Genomic DNA, 22,337 nt, shown 5'->3' on the forward strand with positions numbered 1-22,337 from the left:
ACCTCGTTTCTTCGCACTGGAGGCACCGCTCATGACCACCTTCGTGGACCGCGTCGAACTGCACGTCGCCGCGGGTAACGGGGGCCACGGCTGCGCCTCCGTGCACCGGGAGAAGTTCAAGCCGCTGGGAGGCCCCGACGGGGGCAACGGCGGCGAGGGCGGCTCGGTGATCCTGGTCGTCGACTCGCAGGTCACCACCCTGCTCGAGTACCACCACTCGCCCAAGCGCAAGGCCACCAACGGCAAGCCCGGCGCGGGCGGCCACCGCACCGGCGCGCTCGGCCCGGACATCGTGCTGCCCGTCCCGGACGGCACCGTGGTGCTCGACCGCCAGGGCAACGTGCTGGCCGACCTGGTCGGCCACGGCACCAGCTTCGTCGCCGCCCAGGGCGGCCGCGGCGGACTGGGCAACGCGGCACTGTCCTCGGCCCGCCGCAAGGCCCCCGGCTTCGCGCTGCTCGGCGAGCCCGGCGAGGCCCGCGACATCGTGATGGAACTGAAGTCCGTCGCCGACGTCGCGCTGGTCGGCTACCCGAGCGCCGGCAAGTCCTCGCTGATCTCGGTGCTCTCCGCCGCGAAGCCGAAGATCGCCGACTACCCGTTCACCACCCTCGTCCCCAACCTCGGCGTGGTCACCGCCGGCGAGACCGTCTACACGATCGCCGACGTGCCCGGCCTGATCCCCGGCGCCAGCCAGGGCCGCGGCCTCGGCCTGGAGTTCCTGCGGCACGTCGAGCGCTGCGAGGTGCTGGTGCACGTGCTGGACTGCGCCACCCTGGAGCCGGGCCGCGACCCGCTCACCGACCTGGAGACCATCGAGGACGAACTCGCCCAGTACGGCGGCCTGGAGGACCGGCCGCGACTGGTCGCGCTCAACAAGATCGACGTCCCGGACGGCCAGGACATCGCCGACCTGACCCGCGCCTCGCTCGAGGAGCGCGGCTACCGGGTCTTCGAGGTCTCCGCGCTCGCCCACAAGGGCCTGCGCGAACTCTCCTACGCGCTGGCCGAGATCGTCGCCACCGCGCGCGCCGCCAAGCCCGCCCAGGAGAACACCCGGATCGTCCTGCGGCCCACCGCGGTCGACGACGCCGGCTTCACCATCGAGGAGGAGGACGGCGCCTACCGGATCCGCGGCGGCAAGCCCGAACGCTGGGTCCGGCAGACCGACTTCGCCAACGACGAGGCGGTCGGCTACCTCGCCGACCGGCTGGCCCGGCTCGGCGTCGAGCAGGAGCTGTGGAAGATCGGCGCCAAGGAGGGCGACACCGTCATCATCGGCCCCGACGAGAACGCGGTCGTCTTCGACTGGGAGCCCACCATGGCAGCCGGCGCCGAGATGCTCGGCCGGCGCGGCGAGGACCACCGGATGGAGACCCAGCGCCCCGCCGTCGACCGCCGCCGCGAGCGGCAGCGCGGCCGGGACGCGGCGGAGCAGGAGTACCTGGACTTCGAGGCGCTCTCCTCCGGCCGCGAGGAGCTCGACCAGTAGGTCCGGCTCCGGTTCCGGTTCCGGGCTTCCGGTCCCGGGTTCCGGGCTCCGGCGGGACGGTGACCGGTGCGTACCGGGCGCGGACAGCCGCGCGGGCGACCGCGGAAGCACCGGACGATCCGCCCGAGGTGGGGAGACCCCGCCTCGGGCGGATCTCGTTGTGCGCCCCGCCGGCCGGGTGCGGTTCCGCGGGCCCGTTCGCGCGGGCGCAAGTGTCCAGCTCGGATTTCGTGCCTGCAATTCCGCTCGCTAGATTGCGGACGTACACAGGCTGCGTCGGAAAGGTCGGACTGATGGTGGATCAGTTGCTCCGCGAGGAGGTCGTTTCGGCGCGGCGGGTCGTGGTGAAGGTCGGCTCCTCCTCGCTGACCACCGCCGCCGGCGGGCTGGACGCGGACCGGGTGGACGCCCTGGTGGACGCGCTGGCCAAGCTGCGCCGACGGCCGGACGCGCCCGAGGTGGTGCTGGTCTCCTCCGGCGCGATCGCGGCCGGACTGGCCCCGCTCGGGCTGGAGAAGCGCCCCAAGGACCTGGCCCGGCAGCAGGCCGCGGCCAGTGTCGGCCAGGGGCTGCTGGTGGCCCGGTACACCGCCTCGTTCGCCCGCTACGGGGTCCGGGTCGGCCAGGTGCTGCTGACCGCCGAGGACGCCAGCCGCCGGGCGCACTACCGCAACGCGTACCGGACGCTGGAGCAGCTGCTGACGATGGGCGCGATGCCGGTCGTCAACGAGAACGACACGGTGGCCACCGCCGAGATCAAGTTCGGCGACAACGACCGGCTGGCCGCGCTGGTCGCCCACCTGGTGCGGGCCGACCTGCTGGTGCTGCTCTCCGACGTGGACGGCCTGTACGACGGCGACCCGGCCAAGCCCGGCACCAGCCGGATCGCCGTGGTGAACGGCCCGGAGGACCTGGCGGGCGTCGAGATCGGCAGCGCCGGCAAGGCGGGCGTCGGCACCGGCGGCATGGTCACCAAGGTCGAGGCGGCCCGGATCGCCACCGGCGCGGGCATCCCGGTGGTGCTGACCGCGGCCAGCCAGGCCGCCGACGCGCTGGCCGGCCGGCCCACCGGCACGCTGTTCCGGCGCACCGGCAGCCGCTCCGCCGACCGGCTGCTCTGGCTGGAGCACGCCTCCTCGCCGCGCGGCTCGCTGACCCTGGACGACGGGGCGGTGGCGGCCGTCGTGCACGGCGGGAAGTCGCTGCTGCCGGCCGGGGTGACCCGGGTGGAGGGCGAGTTCGCCGCGGGCGATCCGGTTGACCTTCTTGGCGAAAACGGTCACATCGTCGCCCGCGGACTGGTCAACTTTGATGCGAGGGAGTTGCCCCGTCTGCTCGGCCGGTCCACCCGAGAGCTGGCTCAGGAGCTCGGCGCCGCGTACGAACGCGAGGTCGTCCACCGCGACGACCTGGTCGTGCTGCGCGGCTGAGCGCGAGCGGCGGGGCCGGTACGGGGGGTGGGAGCAGCGGGCCGGGGGGCCCGCGCGACACGCTGAACAGGAGGCCGCCGGTGGTTCGCAGGCGGGAGGAAGCGCTGCCGGGACAGAGGCCCGAGCGGCGGCTCACCAGCATCGAGGGCGGCCGGGGCGTCGGGCAGGAGGCCGCGCAGGAGGACCCGGGACAGGGCGCCCCGCGCGAGCAGGCCCGGATGTGGCACGTGGTGCTGAGCGTGGCCGGGGCGGCGACACCGCTGCCGGAGCTGCGGACGGCACTGGAGAAACTGGCGCACGACCACTCGTTCTTCCTGACGGCCCGTTACGCCGCGGACCACGCCGAGGTCCGCTACTGGGAGGAGGCGCGGGACCTGCACGACGCGGCGGCGATCGCGCTGCGGCTGTGGGGCGAGCACAAGGCCAGCGCGAAGCTCCCGGCCTGGGAGATCGTCGGCCTGGAGGTGGTGGACCGCCCGACGTACCACAAGCGGGTCGCCGAGGGCTTCGGCGATCCGCCGCCGCAGCTCGGCGGGGTGCACCCGTACTGAGGTGCGCCCGCCGGTTCCGCGGGGCGCCGGTTCTGTGGGCGCGCCGGTTCCGCGAGTGCATCGGCGCGGACGTCTCAGCGGGCGAAATGCGCGGCGGGGCGGCGGTGTCGGCTCGCTAGGCTTGGCGGCATGAGCGATCTCACCGCCACCGCCGACAGCCCCGTCCTCGCCGCCGCGCGCCGTGCCCGGGAGGCGGCCGCCGCCCTGGCGCCAGTGCCGCGCTCGGTCAAGGACGCCGCGCTGCTGGCGATCGCGGACGCGCTGGTCGAGCGGACCGCCGAGGTCACCGCCGCCAACGCGCAGGACGTCGAGCGGGCCCGCGCGGCCGGCACCGCCGAGTCGGTGATCGACCGGCTGACGCTGAACGCGGAGCGGATCGCCGCGATCGCCGCCGACGTCCGCAGCGTGGTCGGCCTGCCCGACCCGGTGGGCGAGGTGGTGCGCGGCTACACGCTGCCCAACGGCCTGGACGTGCGCCAGGTCCGCGTCCCGCTGGGCGTGGTCGGCATCATCTACGAGGCCCGGCCGAACGTCACGGTGGACGCCGCCGCGCTCTGCCTGAAGTCCGGCAACGCGGTGCTGCTGCGCGGCTCCGGCTCCGCGTACCGCTCCAACACCGCGCTGGTCGAGGTGCTGCGCGCGGCGGTGGCCGGCGCGGGCCTGCCGGCCGACGTGATCCAGTTGGTGCCGGGCGAGAGCCGCGAGTCGGTGCAGGAACTGATGCGCGCCCGCGGCCTGGTCGACGTGCTGATCCCGCGCGGCGGCGCCTCGCTGATCCGCACCGTGGTCGAGGGCTCGACCGTCCCGGTGATCGAGACCGGCACCGGCAACTGCCACGTGTACGTGGACGCGCAGGCCGACCTGGCGATGGCCGTCGGCGTGCTGCTGAACTCCAAGGCCCAGCGGGTCAGCGTCTGCAACTCCGCCGAGACGCTGCTGGTCCACCAGGACGTCGCGGACGCCTTCCTGCCGCTCGCGCTGGCCGCGCTGGCCGAGGCCGGCGTCACCGTGCACGGCGACGAGACGGTGCTCAAGGCCGCCGAGGGCACCGGGGTCACGGCCGTCCCGGCGACCGAGGAGGACTGGGAGACCGAGTACCTCTCGCTCGACCTGGCGGCCGCCGTGGTGCCCTCGCTGGAGGCCGCGGTGGAGCACATCCGCCGCTACTCCTCGGGCCACACCGAGGCGATCGTCACCGGCTCGCAGCCCGCAGCCCGCCGCTTCACCCAGCTCGTCGACTCCACCACGGTGGCGGTCAACGCCTCCACCCGGTTCACCGACGGCGCCGAGTTCGGCTTCGGCGCGGAGATCGGCATCTCCACCCAGAAGCTGCACGCCCGCGGCCCGATGGGCCTGCCGGAGCTGACCAGCACCAAGTACATCGTCACCGGCGACGGGCACGTGCGCGGCGAGGCCCGGCAGACCGTCGGCGGCTGACCCGGGCGTCCCCTTCCCGGGGCGGCCGTCCCCTTTCCGGGGCGCGCGGGCCGCGGTCGCGTGCGCCCCGGTCGCGCGGGTTCCGATCGCGCGGGTTCCGGAGGAGTGCGCCCCGATCGCGTGCGCCCCGGCTCGCGCGGCCGAATGCGGTAGCCCGTCCGGACCCGATCGGCGAGACCCACAGACAAACGCCCCGGCCGGTAATACATTGAATCCGTGGCTGAGGATGTGGGGGGCTCGCCGTACTCCGACGGCGCCGACCACGGTGATGCGAACGACGAGTTCGCCACCGTGGTCTTCGACGAGAACTTCGTCCGCTCCGCCGCCGTGCACGAGCCGAGCGCCCTGGAGCGGCAACTCGCCGCCGCCGAGGCCCGGCTCGAACCGGAACAGGCCGGAGCGGCCCGGAGTCACGAGTTCACCGAGTCCACCGAGTTCACCGGGGGGAACGAGGTGCTGCCGCTCGAACTGCGCCCGCTGCCCGGTGGACTCGACGAGGACCGCTTCTACCCCGACCCGTGGTCCGGCTGCGACCGGCAGGAACGGCGCACCCGCCGCTCCCGGGTCCGCGCCTTCGACCCGCTGCGCGGCGGGGCGGTCGCCCAGCAGCGCTGGCACCGGCCGGTGGCCTGGGTGCTGGCCCTGGTGATGGGCGTCGGCCTGGTCGCGCTGTCGGTCGCCGCGGTGTACCGGGGCGTCGGCGGGGCCGCGCAGGAGTCGCCGGCCCGACCGAGCAGCGGCAACAGCAGCCGGAGCGACGGCGGCGGGAGCCAGGGGAGCGGGGCCCCCGCCGGGGGTGCCGCGTCCGCGGTGCCCGGGCCGCCGTCCGCGGTGGCCGCCGTCCCGGTGGGCTGAGACCCGGTGGGCTGAGACCCGGCGGGCTGAGACCCGGCGGCTCCGGCGGTTCGTCTCCGGGGCGCGTCTCCGGCGCGTGGCTGGGGCCTGCCTCCGGTGGCGGCGCGGTCGGGTGCCAGGGCTGCGGGCGGGCGTGACGCACCGTGGCGCGCTCGTTACCCGCGCACCCTCGTCGCGGGCGGCCCGCGAGTCTACCCTGGTGGTATGGGTGACCCGCGCGAGCCTCCTGGGGGCACGCCCGAGGGTGGTTCCAACGATGACGAGTTCCGGTCCGTCGTCTTCGACGAATCGTTCGTCCGGGCTGCCCGGATCCAGGAACTCTCCGCGCAGGAGCGGCTGTCGGGCGCCTTCGGCCGGGCCACCCGGACCCGCGGCTGGCTCTCGCTGCCCCGGCAGGCCGTCGTCCTGCTGCTGGTGGTCGCGCTGGCGTTCGCCGCCGCCGTCTACTTCGGGATCAGCTCCCCGCGCGGGTCGGTCGCCCCGCCCAGCGGCACCCAGCTGACCGTCAGCCTCACCCCGCTCGCCCCGGCCGGGGCGGTCACCGCGGCCGCCGACCGCACCGACCCGTTCGCCGGGCTGCCCGGCGGGTACGCCGACGGCTCGGCCGGACTCGGACTGCCCGCCGCCACCGCCACCGCCCACTTCACCGGCTCCCAGGTGCAGCGGGCCCTGGACACCGCCCAGCAGTACCTGGTGGCCTCCGCGCTGACTCCGACCACCCTGACCGCCAACGGCACCGGGCAGGTCCGCGTCCTGATCACGGCCGGCGAACTCGTCCAGTACGACGAGAGCACCAACTCGCCCCGGGACGACCAGCACCATGACGCCACCGGCTGGATGGTCCGCTTCGACCCCGGGCAGATCGCGCTGGCCACCGACACCGTCAAGGTCACCGGCAGCGTCCACATCGGCGAGCTCGACAGCAACACCCTGCAGGTCACCACCGACCACACCCTGGTGTATGCGCTGCGCCCGGCCGGCACCACCAGCGACCCGGCGGTCACCCTCTACGCGGTGCGCCGGGCGGTGCGCCTCGACATCGACCGGGCCGACCTGGACGCCGGCCGGCTGCGGGTGGTCGACACCGCCGTGCAGGCCGGGCCCAGCTCCTGCTCGGCCGGGCAGAGCGACTACCTGCAGCCGATGCTGGCCACCACGGCGGGCGTCCGCCCGAGCACCCCGCCGGCCGTGAACCCGGCCGACCACGACCGGCCGGCCTGGCAGTCCTGCGGGGTGCTCGGGCCGATCACCGGCTGAGCCCGCGGGACCGGGGCGGGGCGGGACGGAGCGGCCTCGTGGTCGGGTCGGTCGCGGTCGGGTCGGTCGTGGCCAGTCGCGGCCGGGCGTGGCCGGCGGGGTTCGGGCGGGTCGTTCAGGGGGCCCTCAGGGGGCCCTCGGGGGGTCAGTCCTGGGAGTCGCCGCCGTCCTTGGAGGCGCCGTTGCTGCTGCCGTTGCCGCGGCCGGCGCCCGTGAAGGTGTCGCGGAGCTTGCCGCCGACCGTGCCGACGCCGTTGCCCAGGTCGCGCAGCAGGCCCATCAGCGGGTCCTTGCTGTCCTTCACCGACTGCGAGTACGACTCGGCGGCGGCCTTCCACTGCGAGCTGACCGTGGCCTCCGGGTCGTCGCCGCGGCGCGGGTACGCCCCGGCCATGATCGAGCGGTACTCCTCGCTCTCCGCCCACTTCTTCAGCTTGGCCACCCGCACCACCGCGAACGGGTGCGACTGCGGCAGCACCTGGAGCAGCTTCAGCACGCTGTCGCGCAGGTCGCCCGCCTTGTCGTACTCCTCGGCCTGCTCCAGGAACGCGTCCACGTTCATCTCGGCCAGGGACGCGCCGCCGGCCAGCTTCATCAGCGAGCGCATCGACGCCTGCAGGTCCTGCCCGGCCAGCAGGCCGGCCCGGTCGCTGGACAGCTCCGCCTTGCGGAACCACTCCTTGAGCGCGGTGATCATCGCCATGACCGCCAGGTTGCCCAGCGGTATCCAGGCGATCCGGGCCGCCAGGTTGGTGAGGATCAGCAGCATCGTCCGGTAGACGGCGTGCCCGGACATCGCGTGACCGACCTCGTGGCCGATCACCGCCCGCAGCTCCTCCTCGTCCATCAGCTCGACCAGGCCGGTGGTGACCACGATCACCGGCGTCTCCATGCCGATGCAGTACGCGTTGACCTTCGGGTCCTGGGAGACGTACAGGTCCGGGACCTTCTCCAGGTCCAGGATGTACGCGGCGTCCCGCACCATGTCGTACAGCTCCGGGAACTGACGCTCCGACGCCTTCACCGCCGTGGCCAGGAACATCAGGCGCACGCTGCGCTCCGACACCAGGCCGGCCAGCTTCTTCAGGACGTCGTCGAAACCCGTGAGCTTGCGCAGCGCCACCAGCCCGGAGCGGTCCGCCGGGTGCTCCCAGGCCCGGGTGGAGATCTCCGGGAAGCGCTGGCGGCGACGGCTCGGCGCAGAACCCTTGGTCATGTCGGTCATTGAGTACCTCTCCTGGATCGACGCCGGCACCGGCACCTGTGGCCGGCCCCCGCTGCTTTCCACTTCAACGTCGGTGTGTCCGTACTCGTCCCCGCGGTCACGCTACGCCGTCCGCCCACGGCCGGGGAGAGCGGGGACGCCCCTTCCGGCGAGCCCGCGGACACTCCGGGGGTGCCGGGCCGGGGCGGCGGTAAACGGGACTACCCTGGCTCTGCCGTACCGAACAAGGAGCCCGTGATGTCCCCTGCCGACCTGGTCCAGCTCGCCGGACCGATCTCCACCGAGAACGGCCCCGGTCTGTTCCTGCGGTTCATCCTGATCGCCTCCTTCGTCGGAGTCGGCCTGATGGTGTGGGCGCTGGCCCGGGCCAGCCGCGACGGCGCGAAGCGCGACGCGGAGCGCGAGGCCGTCCGGGAGACCGAGCGGACCGGCGCGGCGGCCGGGCGCCCGGCCGACGACCTGGGCTGACGACCTGGGCTGTCGGGCCCGGTCTCCGTTCTGGCCCGTCGGTCCGGTCCGGTCCGGTTTCGGCTCGGTCCGGTTCCGGTCCGGGTTGCTGGCGGCCTGTCAGCCGGCCGGTCGGGTCCCGGTCGGCGGGGCTCCCGGGTGCGGGTTCCCGGCGCGGTGGACGTGCCTCCGGCCGGGCGACGGTTCACGGGTGGTCAGACGCGGTGGGCCGCCGCGCGGTTGCGTGTCGGGCCCCCGTACGATGAGCGCGCGGGCCGTACGGTCCGTGACCGCCTGGTCCTCACACCGAGCCGAGAAGGTCCCGCCGATCATGAGCCCTGCTGCCCTGCCCGCCATCGTCCACCTCGCCGAGGAGGGCGGTAACCACGACAGCCTCAACCCCCTGCTGACGGGCGGCGCGGCGCTGTTCATCCTGCTGCTCCTGCTCTTCATCACCACGCGCTTCAACCGCGACCGCTGACCGGCCGCGCCGCCGCCCCGCCCGCCGCGCGTCCGCGGCCCCCGGGGTGGCGGAGCCCGGTGCGCCCGGGGTCCGTCCACGGGCGGAACCCCCGGGACACCCGGGTCGCGTAAGGTGTGGCGCCATGAGAGAGCAGGTCGAGACCTCCGGGACGAACGTGGCGCCGGGCACCTCCGCGCCGGGCACCCCGGCACCGAGCGGTGGTCCGCGCAGGCGACGGCTGGGTGTGATGGGTGGCACCTTCGACCCCATCCACCACGGGCACCTGGTCGCCGCGAGCGAGGTGGCGAGCGCCTTCCAGCTGGACGAGGTGATCTTCGTCCCCACCGGGCAGCCCTGGCAGAAGTCCGACCGGCAGGTCTCGCCGGCCGAGGACCGCTACCTGATGACGGTGATCGCCACCGCCGAGAACCCCCAGTTCTCGGTCAGCCGGATCGACATCGACCGCAACGGCCCCACCTACACCGTCGACACCCTGCGCGAGCTGCGCGACCTGCACCCCGACGCCGAACTCTTCTTCATCACCGGCGCCGACGCCCTCGCCCAGATCATCTCCTGGCGCTCCTCCGAGGAACTCTTCGACCTCGCGCACTTCATCGGCTGCACCCGGCCGGGCCATACTCTCTCCGACACCGGCCTGCCGGTCGGCGGCGTCTCGCTGGTCGAGGTGCCCGCCCTCGCCATCTCCTCCACCGACTGCCGGATGCGCGTCGCCAAGGGCGAACCCATCTGGTACCTGGTGCCGGACGGCGTGGTCCGATACATCCACAAGCGGGCGCTGTACGCGTCGGCCCGGCCTTGATGCCCCCGGGAGGGACGACGTGACCGGAACGCCCGACGACCAGAACTGGTTCGGCCAACAGCCCCAGCCCCGGCCCCGGCCCCGGCAGCCCCACCCCCAGCAGCCGCCGGCGCAGCCGACCGCCCCGCCGCAGCCCGGGTACTACGCGCAGCAGGGGCACGAGGGGTACGAGGGGTACGAGCAGCAGGGCTACGAGGGGCACGGGCAGCAGCCGTCGTCGTCGCCATCGCCGCAGTCGGCGTACGGGCAGCACGACCAGTACGGCGCCCAGTACCAGCAGTCCGGGGGGTACCCGCAGGATCCTTACGGCGGCGGCGGGCAGCAGGCCGCCGCGCCCGGGTACCCGGCGCAGGGCTACGGGCAGGGCGGGTACGACTCCTCCGGCTACGAGGCGTCCGGTTACCAGCCCTCCGGGCACGAGTCCTCCGGGTACGGGCGGGGCGGGTACGAGCAGTCCGGGTACCAGCAGGGGCAGGGCTACGAGCAGGGACCGGGCTACGAGCCGGGACAGGGTTACGAGCCGGGACAGAGTTACGAGCAGCCCGGGTACGAGGCGCAGGGGTTCGAACAGCGCGGCTACGAAGGGCAGTTCGGCGGTCGGCCGCAGGGCGGCGGGCAGTCGGGCGGGGACGCGTACGGGCAGCAGCCCTACGACCCCTACCACGAGCAGCAGCAGCCCGCGCAGGGGCTCCATCCGCAGTCGGCCGAGACCCGGACGCAGGCTCCGGGGCAGGTGCTCGGCCAGGTGCCCGGGCAGGGGACAGGGCCGGGGGCCGGGGCGGCGACCGGGCTGGGTCAGGTGGTCGGGCGGTCGGTGCCGCTGGCGAGTCCGGGGGCGGCGTCGGCCGCTGCCGGGGTGGTGCCGCCGCGGGCGCGTCCTGGCGCTCCGGCGTCCGCGCCGGGTGGGGCGAGCGGTGCGGGCGGGGCGGACGCGCCGGGAGCGGAGCCGTCCGAGCTGGTCGGCGGGCGGGCTGCGGCAGCGGCGGCGGCCCGGGCGAAGGGCAAGAACGGGGACTCGTACACCACGGGCGAGTTCAGCTTCGTCGACGAGCAGACGGAGGAGTCCGAGGACGCGATCGACTGGCTGAAGTTCGCCGAGTCGCGCAGCGAGGTGCGGGCCGAGCGCCGGCGGCGGCTGCGCAACCGGCTGGTCTCGCTGCTGGTGGTGGTGGCGGTGCTGGCGTCCGGCGGCGTGGGCTACCTGTGGTGGACCGGGAAGCTCGGCGGCGGTGACGACGCGGCCGCGGCGGCCGGCGGCCGGTACGTCAACGTGGTGCACCTGCACGATCCGCAGGGCAAGGTCACCACCGCGCTGCTGGTGGACGACGAGGGCGGCCGGAAGGCGACCGTGCTGCTGCTGCCGGACACCCTACAGCTGCCCAGCAACGGCGACTCCGCCACCACGACGATCGGCAAGGCCCCGTCCGAGCTCGGTGCCTCCGCGACCCGCGACGGCCTCTCCTCGGTGCTCGGTGCCAAGGTGGCCGGCACCTGGCGGCTGGACACCCCCTACCTGTTGCTGCTGGTCTCCCAGCTCGGCGGCGTCAGGGTGGACACCAACGCCGAGGTGCGCGAGGACAACAAGGCGGACGGCAAGGTGCTCGCCCCGGCGGGCAAGGGCGTCCTGCTGAACGGGCACGCCGCCGTCGCCTACGCGACCCTGCAGGCCCCCGGCGAGAAGCCGGACGCCCAACTCGCCCGGTTCGGGCAGGTGATGGCCGCGGTGATCAGCACCATGCCGACCACCATGCCGGAGGCCACCGACGACGTGCGCCGGATGAACATGGTCGCCGACCCGTCGCTCCCCGAGAACGCGCTGGCCGGTGTGCTGGTCAACCTGGCCAAGCAGGCGAAGGCCGGACACCTGTCGACCTCGGTGCTCACCACCAAGGCCGACGGCACCCTGGACGACACCACGGCGGGCAAGCAGGTGAAGGAGATCCTCGGCGGCACCATCGGCAGCGCCAAGGGCACCGGCGGCTCCACCCGGGTCACCATCGTGAACGCCTCCGGAAACGGGACCTCGGCCGCCGCCGCGCAGGTCGCGGTGATCAACTCGGGCATGGACCCGCTGCCCTCCAGCGCCAAGGCACCGGACCAGGCGAGCTCCGAGATCCGCTACACCGACGACGCCAAGCAGCCTGCGGCCCTCACCCTGGCCACCAGCATGGGCCTGCCGGACAGCGCGGTGAAGAAGGTCACCGAGGCGCAGAACGCGGACCTGGTGCTGGTGATCGGCAAGGACTACCAGCCGCCGGCGCAGAAGACGCAGTAACCGGCGGTGGCCGGGTCGGCCCGGCGGTCGGGCGGCCCCGGTTCGGCGGTGGGGCGGATCGGTCGGAGAGGTGCCGGAAAGGCGCCGCTGAGGCGCGGTCGGAGCCCCCGGGCGGAAAACGCTCGGGGGCTCCGTCGCGTTCGTGAGATCCTGGGAGGGTATCCCCACAGCCGATCCGGAAGAGCATCGTGACCGTCACCGACCGAAGCCAGGAACTGATCACCGTCGCCGCGCAGGCGGCGGCCGACAAACTGGCGCACGACATCATCGCCTTCGACGTCAGCGAGGTGCTGTCGATCACCGACGCCTTCCTGATCGCCTCCGCCGCCAACGACCGCCAGGTGCGGGCGATTGCCGAGGAGATCGAGGACCAGCTGCGCGAGAAGCTCGACGTGAAGCCGGTGCGCCGGGAGGGCGAGCGCGAGGGCCGCTGGATCCTGCTCGACTACCTGGACATCGTGGTGCACGTCCAGCACTCCGAGGAGCGCTCCTTCTACTCGCTCGACCGCCTGTGGAAGGACTGCCCCGAGCTGCCGCTCCCCGAGGACGCGCTGGCCACCCGCAACCGGCCGGAGAACGCCGTCACCGACGCCGCGGGCAACGCCGTCTCCGGGGGCGACCTCTGAGCCGGTCCGGGGCCTGGCCGCGCATCGTCTTCTGGCGGCACGGCCAGACCTCCTGGAACCTCGAATCGAGGTTCCAGGGCAGTACGGACATCGAGCTCACCGACCAGGGGATCTTCCAGGCCCAGCGGGCGGCCCGGCTGCTCGCCGGGCTCCGGCCCGACCTGCTGATCTCCTCCGACCTGCAGCGGGCCCGGCGCACCGCCGCCGAGCTCGCCGACCTCACCGGCCTCGAGGTGCACCACCACGAGGGCCTGCGGGAGACCTACGCGGGGGAGTGGCAGGGGCTCACCAACGCCGAGATCCGGGCCCGGTACCCGGAGCAGTACGAGGCGTGGGCGAACGGCGAGCAGGTGCGCCGCGGCGGCGGCGAGCTGGCCACCGAGGTGGCCGACCGGGCCGTCCCGGTGGTGCTGGACGCGGTGGACAAACTGCCGGAGGGCGGCACCCTGGTGGTGGTCAGCCACGGCGGCACCATCCGCACCATGATCGGCCGGATGCTGGGCCTGGATCCGCAGATGTGGGAGCGCTTCGGCGGCCTCTCCAACTGCTGCTGGTCGGTGCTCGGCGAGGACTCGCGCGGCTGGCGGCTGCTGGAGCACAACGCCGGCACCCTGCCGCAGCCGGTCATCGGCGACGAGACCTGAGGCCCGACCGGCTCGGATTTCACAGTTCCGGCTCCGACCGGCTAGAGTCTTCCTCGTTCGCAGCGAGGAACGCAGACGGGAAACCGGGGGCGGGAGTCGCGGAACTGCGGGGCTATAGCTCAGTTGGTAGAGCGATTGCATGGCATGCAATAGGTCAGGAGTTCGATTCTCCTTAGCTCCACTCCGCACCGGTGGTCCGTGAGTGGTCGTCAGTGTCGCGGGGCTATAGCTCAGTTGGTAGAGCGATTGCATGGCATGCAATAGGTCAGGAGTTCGATTCTCCTTAGCTCCACAGCAGTTCCGCGAGGCCGCTGCCCGATCAGGGTGGCGGCCTTCGGTGTTTCCGGGGCGAGTGCGGAAGTGGCGGTCGAGGGCGGGCGTCGGCTCGGGGTTCGCGGGCGCGCCGGGGCCGGGGTGGGTGGCGGGTGCGGGGCAGGTCGGGGCCGCTGTCGGGGCGTCGGAACGGATTAGGGCCGGGGGCGCCGACCGTGTACAGTTGGCGATGTCGCCGAGGGAAACCGCAGGTGACAGCAGCAAAAGCATGGGGCTATAGCTCAGTTGGTAGAGCGATTGCATGGCATGCAATAGGTCAGGAGTTCGATTCTCCTTAGCTCCACAGTAGTTCGAAGGCCGTCCCGTAAGGGGCGGCCTTCGGCCGTTCACGGGACTTCCCTGCCGGGCGGAGCGCGGGGCCGCTACGGTCGTGCCATGGCCGACCTGGTGCGAAAACGGAACGACGAGCTCGCCCGGATACTCCACCAGCTCGGTTGGAGCCCGGAGCGGCTGGCCCGTGAGGTGAACGCGGTGCTCCCGGCCGGCATGGCGATCAGCTCCACCGCCCCGTACAAGTGGCGGGACCGGGGCATGGTGCCGCGCTCGCCGCACGACCAGACCGTCTGCGAGGTGCTGGGCCGCAGCGTCGGCATCGCGGTCACCTACGAGCAGCTCTGGGGGCAGATGGGCTCCCACCGGGGCGCCAAGATGCTCTCGCCCCGGCTGCTGACCGACCCGTGGACGGCCGACACCGCGCAGACCGCGCTCCGCGAGGCGGGCGCCGACGGCGCCCCGGTCCGCCTGACCGACCTGTTCCGCGGCGACGAACTGGAGCAGGCGGCCCGGCACTGGGCCTCCCCGCCGCCGCAGGTCACCGGCGGGGAGGGCGCACTGCGGATCGCCCCGGAGCAACTGGCCGACCTGCAGCTGTCCTACGAATCCAAGCAGCGGCTGGAGCGGACCTACGGCGGCGGCCTGATCCTCGACCTCGCCAAGGCCGAACTCGCCATGGTGGGAAAGCTGTTGGAGCTCGGCAGCTACGACGAGCCGCTCGGCCGCAAGCTGTACGGGGCGGCCAGCCGACTGGCCCGGCTGGTGGGTTGGGCCAACTACGACATGGGCAACGACGCCGCCGCGCAGCGGGCCTTCGTCGCCGCGCTGCGGGCCGCGCACGTCTCCGGCGACCCGCGGCTCGGCGTCGGCGTGGTCGGCTGCCTCGCCGTCCAGGCGACGTACAACTCCGGGGGGCGGGGACTGGATCCGGTGGCGATGCTCTCCACCGCGCTGCGGGCCGCCGACGACGTGCTGACCCCGTGCGAGCGGGCCCTGCAGTTGGGGCGGATCGCCCGGGCGCACGGCCGCAAGGGGGAGCAGATCAGCGCGGAGGCGGTCGCCGAGCGGGCGTTCCGGGTGCTGGAGGACGTGCCGGAACACGCCCAGGAACGGGCCGACCTGGAGGGGATGATCGGCGAGGGGTACCTGCTGCTCGGCGAGCACGAGCAGGCGCGCAGCCTGCTGCTGACCGCGATCGACTCGCTCTCGATGGAACGGGCCCGGGTCAAGGCGCTGCTGATGGTGCGCCTCGCCGACTCCTACCGCCGCACCGGCGAGCGCACGGAGGCGGAGCGGACCGCCGACCGGGCCCGGCTGCTCGCGGCGGGCATGCAGTCGGCGCGGGTGGCCCGGGCCCTGCGGGACTTCGACACCGCGATGCGCGCGGAGGCGTAGCGGCAGGCCGCGCGGGGCACCGGGCCGTGGCTGCGGGGAACGGGGCCCACGAGGGCCGCCCGGCAGGCCGGACGCGGGCGGGGGATTGACGCAGCGGGGCGAAAGGGGGTTGAGGGGGTGCGGTACCCTGAGCCCATGCGAACCGTGCGCCTGCTTCTTAGCCGGCCGCGCTGACCAGGACCGGCTTGAAGGCCGGAGTCGGCGTGGCGTCCCCTCCTGCGGAGGGGTTTTCTGCTTTCTACGGCCTGTTCGCTGACTGATGACGATGGAGCCTGAAGGACCATGAGCGAGACGACCCCCGCTTCCGGCGCGGCCGAAGCCGCCACCGAGCCTTTCCGCTACGGCGCCGCGCTGGCCGCCGAGATCGAGTCCCGCTGGCAGGACCTGTGGGAGAAGGAGGGGACGTTCAACGCCCCCAACCCGACCGGCCCGCTGGCCGACGGCTCGCCCGTCGCCACGAAGCCCCACAGCTTCATCATGGACATGTTCCCGTACCCGTCGGGTTCGGGCCTGCACGTCGGCCACCCGCTGGGGTACATCGCCACCGACGTCTACGCCCGCTTCCAGCGGATGAACGGCCACAACGTCCTGCACACCCTGGGCTACGACGCCTTCGGCCTGCCCGCCGAGCAGTACGCGGTGCAGCACGGAGTGCACCCGCGGGTGTCCACCGAGGACAACATCGCCAACATGCGCCGCCAGCTGCGCCGGCTGGGCCTGGGCCACGACCCGCGCCGCTCGATCTCCACGATCGACCCCGAGTACTACCGCTGGACCCAGTGGATCTTCCTGCAGATCTTCAACTCCTGGTACGACGAGGCCGCCGGCAAGGCCCGCCCGATCGCCGAGCTGATCGCCGAGTTCGAGTCCGGCGCGCGCGAGGTGCCGGGCGGCCGCGACTGGGCCGGGCTGTCCGGCATCGAGCGCGACGAGGTGCTGGGCGAGTACCGGCTGGCCTACTCCAAGGAGGTGCCGGTCAACTGGTGCCCCGGCCTGGGCACCGTGCTGGCCAACGAGGAGGTCACCGCGGACGGCCGCTCCGAGCGCGGCAACTTCCCGGTGTTCAAGTCGAACCTGCGCCAGTGGATGATGCGCATCACCGCTTACGCGGACCGCCTGATCGGCGACCTGGACCTGCTGGACTGGCCCGAGGCGATCAAGCTGCAGCAGCGCAACTGGATCGGCCGCTCCGAAGGCGCCCGGGTGGACTTCCCGGTCGGCGGCGACACCGTCACCGTCTTCACCACCCGCCCCGACACCCTGTTCGGCGCCACCTACATGGTGCTGGCCCCCGAGCACGCCCTGGTCGACACGATCGTCCCCGCCGAGTGGCCGGCCGGCACCCGCGACGAGTGGACCGGCGGCGCCGCCGACCCGGCCTCCGCCGTCGCCGCCTACCGGGCCGCGGCCGCCGCCAAGTCCGACGTGGAGCGCCAGGCCGACGCCAAGGTCAAGACCGGTGTGTTCACCGGCGCCTTCGCGGCCAACCCGGTCAGCGGCGAGCAGATCCCGGTGTTCATCGCCGACTACGTGCTGATGGGCTACGGCACCGGCGCGATCATGGCCGTCCCGGCGCACGACAGCCGCGACTTCGCCTTCGCGCAGGCGTTCAACCTGCCGATGCGCTGCGTGGTGCAGCCGACCGACGGGCGCGGCGAGGACCCGCACACCTGGGACGGCGCCTTCGACACCTACGACTCGGTGCTGGTCAACTCCGAGCGCGACGGCCTGTCGCTGAACGGCCTGTCCGTGATCGACGCCAAGGCCCGGGTCACCGCCTGGCTGAGCGAGCGGGGCATCGGCGAAGGCACCGTCAACTACCGTCTGCGCGACTGGCTGTTCAGCCGCCAGCGGTACTGGGGCGAGCCCTTCCCGATCGTCTACGACGAGAGCGGCGCGATGCACGCGCTGCCCGAGTCGATGCTGCCGGTCGAGGTTCCCGAGGTGGACGACTACTCGCCGCACACCTACGACCCCGACGACGCCGCCTCCTCGCCGAAGACCCCGCTGTCCCGCAACGAGGACTGGGTCAACGTCGAGCTGGACCTGGGCGACGGCGTCAAGACCTACCGCCGCGAGACCAACACCATGCCCAACTGGGCGGGTTCGTGCTGGTACGAGCTGCGCTACGTCGACCCGGTCAACTCCTCCGCGGTGGTCGACCCGGCCAACGAGTCCTACTGGATGGGCCCGACCGCCGAGAAGCCGGCCGGCGGCGTCGACCTGTACGTCGGCGGTGCCGAGCACGCCGTGCTGCACCTGCTGTACGCCCGCTTCTGGCACAAGGTGCTGCACGACCTGGGCTACGTCTCCTCGGTCGAGCCGTTCCACAAGCTGTTTAACCAGGGCATGATCACCGCCGACGTCTACCGCGACGACCGGGGCTTCCCGGTGCCCGCGGCGGAGGTCGAGGAGCGCGACGGCCAGTACTACTGGGACGGCGAGCCGGTCCGCCGCGAGGCGGGCAAGATGGGCAAGTCGCTGAAGAACGCGGTCGCCCCCGACGAGATCGCCGACGAGTACGGCGCGGACACGCTGCGCCTGTACGAGATGGCGATGGGCCCGCTGGACGTCTCCCGCCCCTGGGACACCCGCGCCGTGGTCGGCTCCTACCGCTTCCTGCAGCGGCTGTGGCGCAACGTCGTCTCGGAGGTCACCGGCGAGCTGGTGGTCACCGAGGAGGAGCCGGACGAGGCGACGCTGCGCGCCCTGCACAAGGCGATCGACGGCATCCGCGGCGACATGGCCGGCATGCGGTTCAACACCGCGGTGGCCAAGGCCATCGAGCTGAACAACTTCCTGGTGAAGCGCGGCTCCACGCCGCGTTCGGTGGCCGAGCAGATCGTCCTGCTGGTCGCCCCGCTGGCGCCGCACATCGCCGAGGAGCTGTGGCGCCGCCTGGGCCACGAGGAGTCGCTGGCCTTCGCGGACTACCCGGTCGCGGACCCGGCGTACGTGGTCGACGAGACCGTGACCTGCGTCGTGCAGATCAAGGGCAAGGTCAAGGCCCGCCTGGAGGTCCCGCCGTCGATCTCGGACGCCGAACTGGAGGCGATGGCCCTGGCCGACCCGGCCGTGGTCGCGGCCGTCGGCGGTGCGGAGGTGCGCAAGGTCATCGCCCGCGCGCCGAAGCTGGTGAACATCGTCACTGCCTGACGGGAACCGGGCTGGCGTGCTGTCAGCCGGTCCGGGCCGGTCGCCCCCGTGACGGGGTGGCCGGCCCTTCGTCGTCCGTGCGTACGGGCGGGCGGGCAGCCGGAGGAATGCGAACAAGGCGGCTCCGTTCTTCGTGGGTGGGCACGGTGGGCGGGCGCGGACCGGGGACCGGCGGGCGCGCACCGTCCGGGGAGTCAGGGAGATCGCTTGGGGGACATCCCTGAGCTGTCCCTGATCTCGGGCCGGAGAAACGTCCACGGCCTCCTGTCGGACGCCGCTCCGGGCTACGGTGGAAGTCCGGCGGACAAGCGGACCGCACCGGGCGGTCCAGGGTCGGTCACGGGCGGAAGGTGGGCTCCCGATGGAAGCGCTCGGTGTGGTGGTGGCGCTGGTCGCGCTGTTCGGGGTGACGCTGCTGGTGATGGCCGTGGTCGGAACGGTGAAGGCGGCGAAGGCGGTGGCGGCCAAGGTCGACCGGCACAGCACCAACGCCCAGCGGGCGGTGGAGAACGCGGCCCTGAAGGCGAAGAGCCTCACCAGGCCGGGTGAGCAGGGCCGGATCGCCGCGCTCCGGCTGTCCCTGCGCACCGGGCTGGACTCCACCCGTCAGGTCCTGGAATCCGGCCTGCCGCAGGACGGCCAGCTCGGCGACGCGCTCCAGCTCCTCGCCCGCCTCGACTCGCACGCCGCGGAGCTCGACGCCGAACTCCGCATGCTGGAGCGGGAGCCGATGAGCAGCCGGGTCACCGCCAAACTCCCCGAACTGCGTGAGCGCACCGAACGGATCACCCACTCCGCGGACTCCCTGCGCTGGGCCGCCCAGGACCGGATGCGCCGCTTCGCCGACGACGAACTCGCCCGCCTCGGCAAGGAGTGCCAGGACGAGGCCGGCGCCCTGCGGCACTGGACCCCGGCCGACCCCGGCGCTGCCGACGGCCCCGAATCCGCTTCGGCCGCCGCCCACGCAACGGGCTCCCCGGGCACGGCCTCCGCTTCTGCGGAGGAGCCCGCCGACCGCCGCAAGGGACTGGGCGCCGGCCGCCCGACCAGCGCCGAGGAACTGCTCGGACTGGCAGCCGAGCCGCTCTCCCGCCTCGCCGACCGCCTCCGCAAGCCGAACCCGGCAGGACCCAACCGCCCCTGACCCCGCGTCACGGGATGGTCGCTGTCCGTGCTCGGAGAAGTTACCCTCCGCCTTTGGGGGAAAACCACCGAATATCGAGTGCTGTCCTCGCGGCCTTGCGGCGGGTAACCTCCGGCACATGCCCGGCCACCTCGCACTTGTCACGGATTCCACCGCGTATCTGCCCCAGCAGGCGGTGGACCGTCACCGAATCCAGGTGGTCCCGCTCAGCGTCGCGGTGGGTGACGAGGTCTTCGCCGAAGGTGTCGAGATCTCCCCGAAGGACGTTGCCGAAGCCCTGCGCTCCAAGCAGCGGGTGACGACGTCCCGCCCCAGCCCCGAGACCTTCGCGGCCGCCTACCGGGCGGCCGCCGAAGCCGGTGCGCGCGGCGTCGTCTCGATCCACCTGTCAGCCGAACTCTCCGGCACCGTGGAAGCCGCCCAGCTGGCGGCTGCCGCAGCACCGATCCCGGTCCGAGTGGTCGACAGCCGGCTCGTCGGGATGGCCCTGGGCGGCTGCGTGCTGGCCGCTGCCGAGTCGGTCGCGGCCCTGGAAGCGGCCCGCGCAGGTTCGGTGCCCGGGGACGGGGACGGGGACGGGGGCGGGGGCGGGGACGGCGGCGGCGGTGACGGGGCTGTGGGCGCCGGTACTGCTGTGGCGGACCTCGACCAGGTGGTCGCCTCCGCCGAGGCCCGGGCCGCCGGTACCGCCGGTTTCTTCTACGTCGACACCTTGGAACACCTGCGGCGCGGGGGCCGGATCGGCACCGCCCAGGCGCTGGTCGGCTCCGCGCTGGCGGTCAAACCGCTGCTGCACCTCTCCGGCGGGCGGATCGAGCCGTTGGAGAAGGTTCGTACGGCCTCCCGGGCGATCGCCCGGCTGGAGGAGATCGCGGTCGAGTGGGCGGCGCAACAGCCGGTGGACATCACCGTTCACCACCTGGCCGCCGCGCACCGGGCCGAGCCACTGGCAGAACGGCTGCGGGAGCGGGTGCCCGGGCTGAGGGAGCTCTACGTCAGCGAGGTCGGTGCTGTCATCGGCGCGCACGTCGGCCCCGGCCTGCTGGCCGTCGTGGTGTCCCCGGTCGTTGCGTCGCCGCACTGAACCCGGCCTGAATCACTCGTTCGAGTGACAAGAGTTATCCACAGGCCGGAGTTATCCACAGGGGTGGGCGAATTCTCCGACGGTCTGTCAGCACCGTTCTACTGTCCTCGCCATGAGGACCATCACCACACCCCAAGCCCGCCGTCGCCTGACCACCGCAACCGCCCGAGCCCGCCTCGACCGGATCCTCCCGGCGGACCTGTCCACCGATCCCGGCCTTCTCGCACTCGCCTTTCCTCCAGACGACGCGGACGGCGGGCTGCCGGGACCGGCGCACGATCTGGAGACCGTTTCGGCCGGGCTGCCGGAGCGCGAGGACGGCGCCGACCGGGCTGTTGAACCACCCGGCGCAGCACGGGCGAACGCGCCAGTGCCGTCGAACCCCGACCCGCCGCCGGCACTGTCGGCGCCGCGCCTCCTCGAGCTGTACGGCGCGCCCGTGCACCCCGGGCGGACGGCACCAGCCGTCACCCGTGAACCCGTCGACCTTGGCCTTGCCGTCGACACCGCACCGACCAGGAGGGGCAGTCGACTTGGTTCGCCGCCGGAACGAGATCCGCCCGGCGGCGCGTCGGCCTCGAACCATGCCGCCCCGGACGATGCCGCCTCGCCGGAGCAGCCGGCCGCGCCCGACCTCCCCGGCGGCAGCGGGCCCGGCCCACGACCGGGCCCGGTCCCTTCGTCATCCGAACCCCCACCGACCCCGAACTCCGCCACCGTGTCTCATCCGGCCCCGCCGAAACTGCCCTTGCGGTTCCGCCTCCCTGCCGCGTTCGCCCTGGACCGCCGGGCCGTGCTCGGTCTGACCGTCCTGCTCGTTCTCGCCACCGGTTACGCCGTCCAGCACTTCTGGCTCGGCCGACCGCACCCCGTTGCCGTCCCGGCCATCGCCATCGCCGAATCCGTCTCCGACCGAACCGCGGAGGGAGCCCCAGCACTCCAACCGACCGGACCGTCCCTGGTCATCGACATCGGCGGGAAAGTCCAGCACCCCGGCCTACGAACCCTCCCCGCGGGTTCGCGGGTCGCCGATGCCCTGGCCGCCGCCGGCGGACCGCTCCCCGACACCGACACCAGCTTCCTCAACCTCGCCCGGCCGCTGACCGACGGGGAGCAGATCCTCGTAGGGGCCGAGCCCCCTCCCGGCGTTGCGGCGACCGCCGGCCCCGCAGGTCCTGTGAGCCTCAACCGGGCCAACGCGGACCAGCTCGACTCACTCCCCGGCGTGGGGCCCGCGCTGGCCCAGCGCATCCTCCAGTACCGCCTCGCCCACGGCCCCTTCCAATCCCTCGACCAGCTCCGCCACGTTCCCGGCATCGGCCCGCGGAAGTACGAAGACCTCAAATCGCTCCTGACCCTCTGACCAGCTGCTTCCGCCAAGCCCAGGCCGCCGCCCCGAGCACGCGAAGGAGGCCCCAGCACACCCGCCG

General features: G+C 73.2%; 18 protein-coding genes and 3 tRNA genes. 20 read left to right on the forward strand and 1 reads right to left on the reverse strand.

Features of this window, described 5'->3' with window-relative positions; translation table 11 throughout:
• The first annotated feature begins 31 nt into the window (after positions 1-31).
• From obgE to EDD39_RS12865, 6 genes are all read left to right on the forward strand, one after another.
• On the forward strand, positions 32-1,492 hold the full coding sequence (obgE, locus tag EDD39_RS12840; RefSeq protein WP_123555704.1) for a GTPase ObgE: 1,461 nt from the start codon (positions 32-34) through the stop codon (positions 1,490-1,492).
• A 293-nt stretch (positions 1,493-1,785) separates the two neighbouring features.
• Positions 1,786-2,922 (forward strand): glutamate 5-kinase, encoded by a 1,137-nt coding sequence (gene proB / locus EDD39_RS12845; RefSeq protein ID WP_030458231.1) that lies wholly within the window; start codon positions 1,786-1,788, stop codon positions 2,920-2,922.
• Positions 2,923-3,002: 80 nt separating this feature from the next.
• Positions 3,003-3,473 carry a hypothetical protein gene (locus EDD39_RS12850; RefSeq protein WP_051816572.1) on the forward strand — a complete coding sequence of 157 codons (471 nt, stop codon included), beginning with the start codon at positions 3,003-3,005 and terminating at the stop codon, positions 3,471-3,473.
• Positions 3,474-3,602: 129 nt separating this feature from the next.
• The gene (locus tag EDD39_RS12855; RefSeq protein WP_123555706.1) at positions 3,603-4,910 is read left to right on the forward strand and encodes a glutamate-5-semialdehyde dehydrogenase; all 1,308 of its coding nucleotides are present in this window, start codon (positions 3,603-3,605) and stop codon (positions 4,908-4,910) included.
• Between the two features lie 216 nt (positions 4,911-5,126).
• Positions 5,127-5,765: an SCO2584 family spore wall biosynthesis protein gene (locus EDD39_RS12860; protein WP_123818418.1), complete on the forward strand. Its 639-nt coding sequence runs from the start codon at positions 5,127-5,129 to the stop codon at positions 5,763-5,765.
• 204 nt (positions 5,766-5,969) lie between these two features.
• Positions 5,970-7,022: an SCO2583 family membrane protein gene (locus EDD39_RS12865; RefSeq protein WP_123555710.1), complete on the forward strand. Its 1,053-nt coding sequence runs from the start codon at positions 5,970-5,972 to the stop codon at positions 7,020-7,022.
• Between the two features lie 145 nt (positions 7,023-7,167).
• Here EDD39_RS12865 and EDD39_RS12870 read toward each other — a convergent pair whose 3' ends face one another.
• Positions 7,168-8,247, reverse strand: a complete 1,080-nt coding sequence (locus EDD39_RS12870) for a M48 family metallopeptidase (RefSeq protein WP_123555712.1) — start codon at positions 8,245-8,247, stop codon at positions 7,168-7,170.
• A gap of 237 nt (positions 8,248-8,484) precedes the next feature.
• Here EDD39_RS12870 and EDD39_RS12875 point away from each other — a divergent pair, with 237 nt between their 5' ends.
• From EDD39_RS12875 to EDD39_RS40320, 14 genes are all read left to right on the forward strand, one after another.
• The gene (locus EDD39_RS12875) at positions 8,485-8,715 is read left to right on the forward strand and encodes a hypothetical protein (RefSeq protein ID WP_123555714.1); all 231 of its coding nucleotides are present in this window, start codon (positions 8,485-8,487) and stop codon (positions 8,713-8,715) included.
• A 310-nt stretch (positions 8,716-9,025) separates the two neighbouring features.
• Positions 9,026-9,175 (forward strand): hypothetical protein, encoded by a 150-nt coding sequence (locus tag EDD39_RS39510; RefSeq protein WP_162870004.1) that lies wholly within the window; start codon positions 9,026-9,028, stop codon positions 9,173-9,175.
• Between the two features lie 124 nt (positions 9,176-9,299).
• Positions 9,300-9,977 carry a nicotinate-nucleotide adenylyltransferase gene (gene nadD, locus EDD39_RS12880; protein ID WP_030458224.1) on the forward strand — a complete coding sequence of 226 codons (678 nt, stop codon included), beginning with the start codon at positions 9,300-9,302 and terminating at the stop codon, positions 9,975-9,977.
• Between the two features lie 19 nt (positions 9,978-9,996).
• Complete coding sequence (locus tag EDD39_RS12885) at positions 9,997-12,252, forward strand: LytR C-terminal domain-containing protein (protein ID WP_123555716.1); 2,256 nt, start codon at positions 9,997-9,999, stop codon at positions 12,250-12,252.
• A 188-nt stretch (positions 12,253-12,440) separates the two neighbouring features.
• Complete coding sequence (gene rsfS, locus EDD39_RS12890; protein ID WP_030458222.1) at positions 12,441-12,878, forward strand: ribosome silencing factor; 438 nt, start codon at positions 12,441-12,443, stop codon at positions 12,876-12,878.
• Positions 12,875-13,522 carry a histidine phosphatase family protein gene (locus tag EDD39_RS12895; RefSeq protein ID WP_123560392.1) on the forward strand — a complete coding sequence of 216 codons (648 nt, stop codon included), beginning with the start codon at positions 12,875-12,877 and terminating at the stop codon, positions 13,520-13,522. Before rsfS ends, EDD39_RS12895 begins: the two co-directional genes overlap by 4 nt.
• 108 nt (positions 13,523-13,630) lie before the next feature.
• Positions 13,631-13,703, forward strand: a tRNA-Ala gene (locus EDD39_RS12900).
• A gap of 38 nt (positions 13,704-13,741) precedes the next feature.
• Positions 13,742-13,814: transfer RNA gene (locus EDD39_RS12905), tRNA-Ala, on the forward strand.
• Positions 13,815-14,065: 251 nt separating this feature from the next.
• A tRNA-Ala gene (locus EDD39_RS12910) sits at positions 14,066-14,138 on the forward strand.
• 92 nt (positions 14,139-14,230) lie between these two features.
• Entirely contained in the window at positions 14,231-15,523 is a 1,293-nt protein-coding gene (locus EDD39_RS12915; RefSeq protein ID WP_123555718.1) for a tetratricopeptide repeat protein, read from the forward strand.
• A gap of 282 nt (positions 15,524-15,805) precedes the next feature.
• Positions 15,806-18,679 (forward strand): leucine--tRNA ligase, encoded by a 2,874-nt coding sequence (leuS, locus tag EDD39_RS12920; RefSeq protein ID WP_123555720.1) that lies wholly within the window; start codon positions 15,806-15,808, stop codon positions 18,677-18,679.
• A gap of 361 nt (positions 18,680-19,040) precedes the next feature.
• Positions 19,041-19,823, forward strand: coding sequence for a hypothetical protein (locus EDD39_RS12925; RefSeq protein ID WP_123555722.1), 783 nt, complete (start codon positions 19,041-19,043; stop codon positions 19,821-19,823).
• Between the two features lie 118 nt (positions 19,824-19,941).
• Positions 19,942-20,907: a DegV family protein gene (locus tag EDD39_RS12930; RefSeq protein ID WP_123555724.1), complete on the forward strand. Its 966-nt coding sequence runs from the start codon at positions 19,942-19,944 to the stop codon at positions 20,905-20,907.
• A 112-nt stretch (positions 20,908-21,019) separates the two neighbouring features.
• Entirely contained in the window at positions 21,020-22,270 is a 1,251-nt protein-coding gene (locus EDD39_RS40320) for a ComEA family DNA-binding protein (RefSeq protein WP_208765492.1), read from the forward strand.
• The last annotated feature ends 67 nt before the right edge of the window (positions 22,271-22,337 follow it).

Origin of the sequence: Kitasatospora cineracea, assembly GCF_003751605.1 — a bacterium.
Taxonomy (GTDB): Bacteria; Actinomycetota; Actinomycetes; order Streptomycetales; family Streptomycetaceae; genus Kitasatospora; species Kitasatospora cineracea.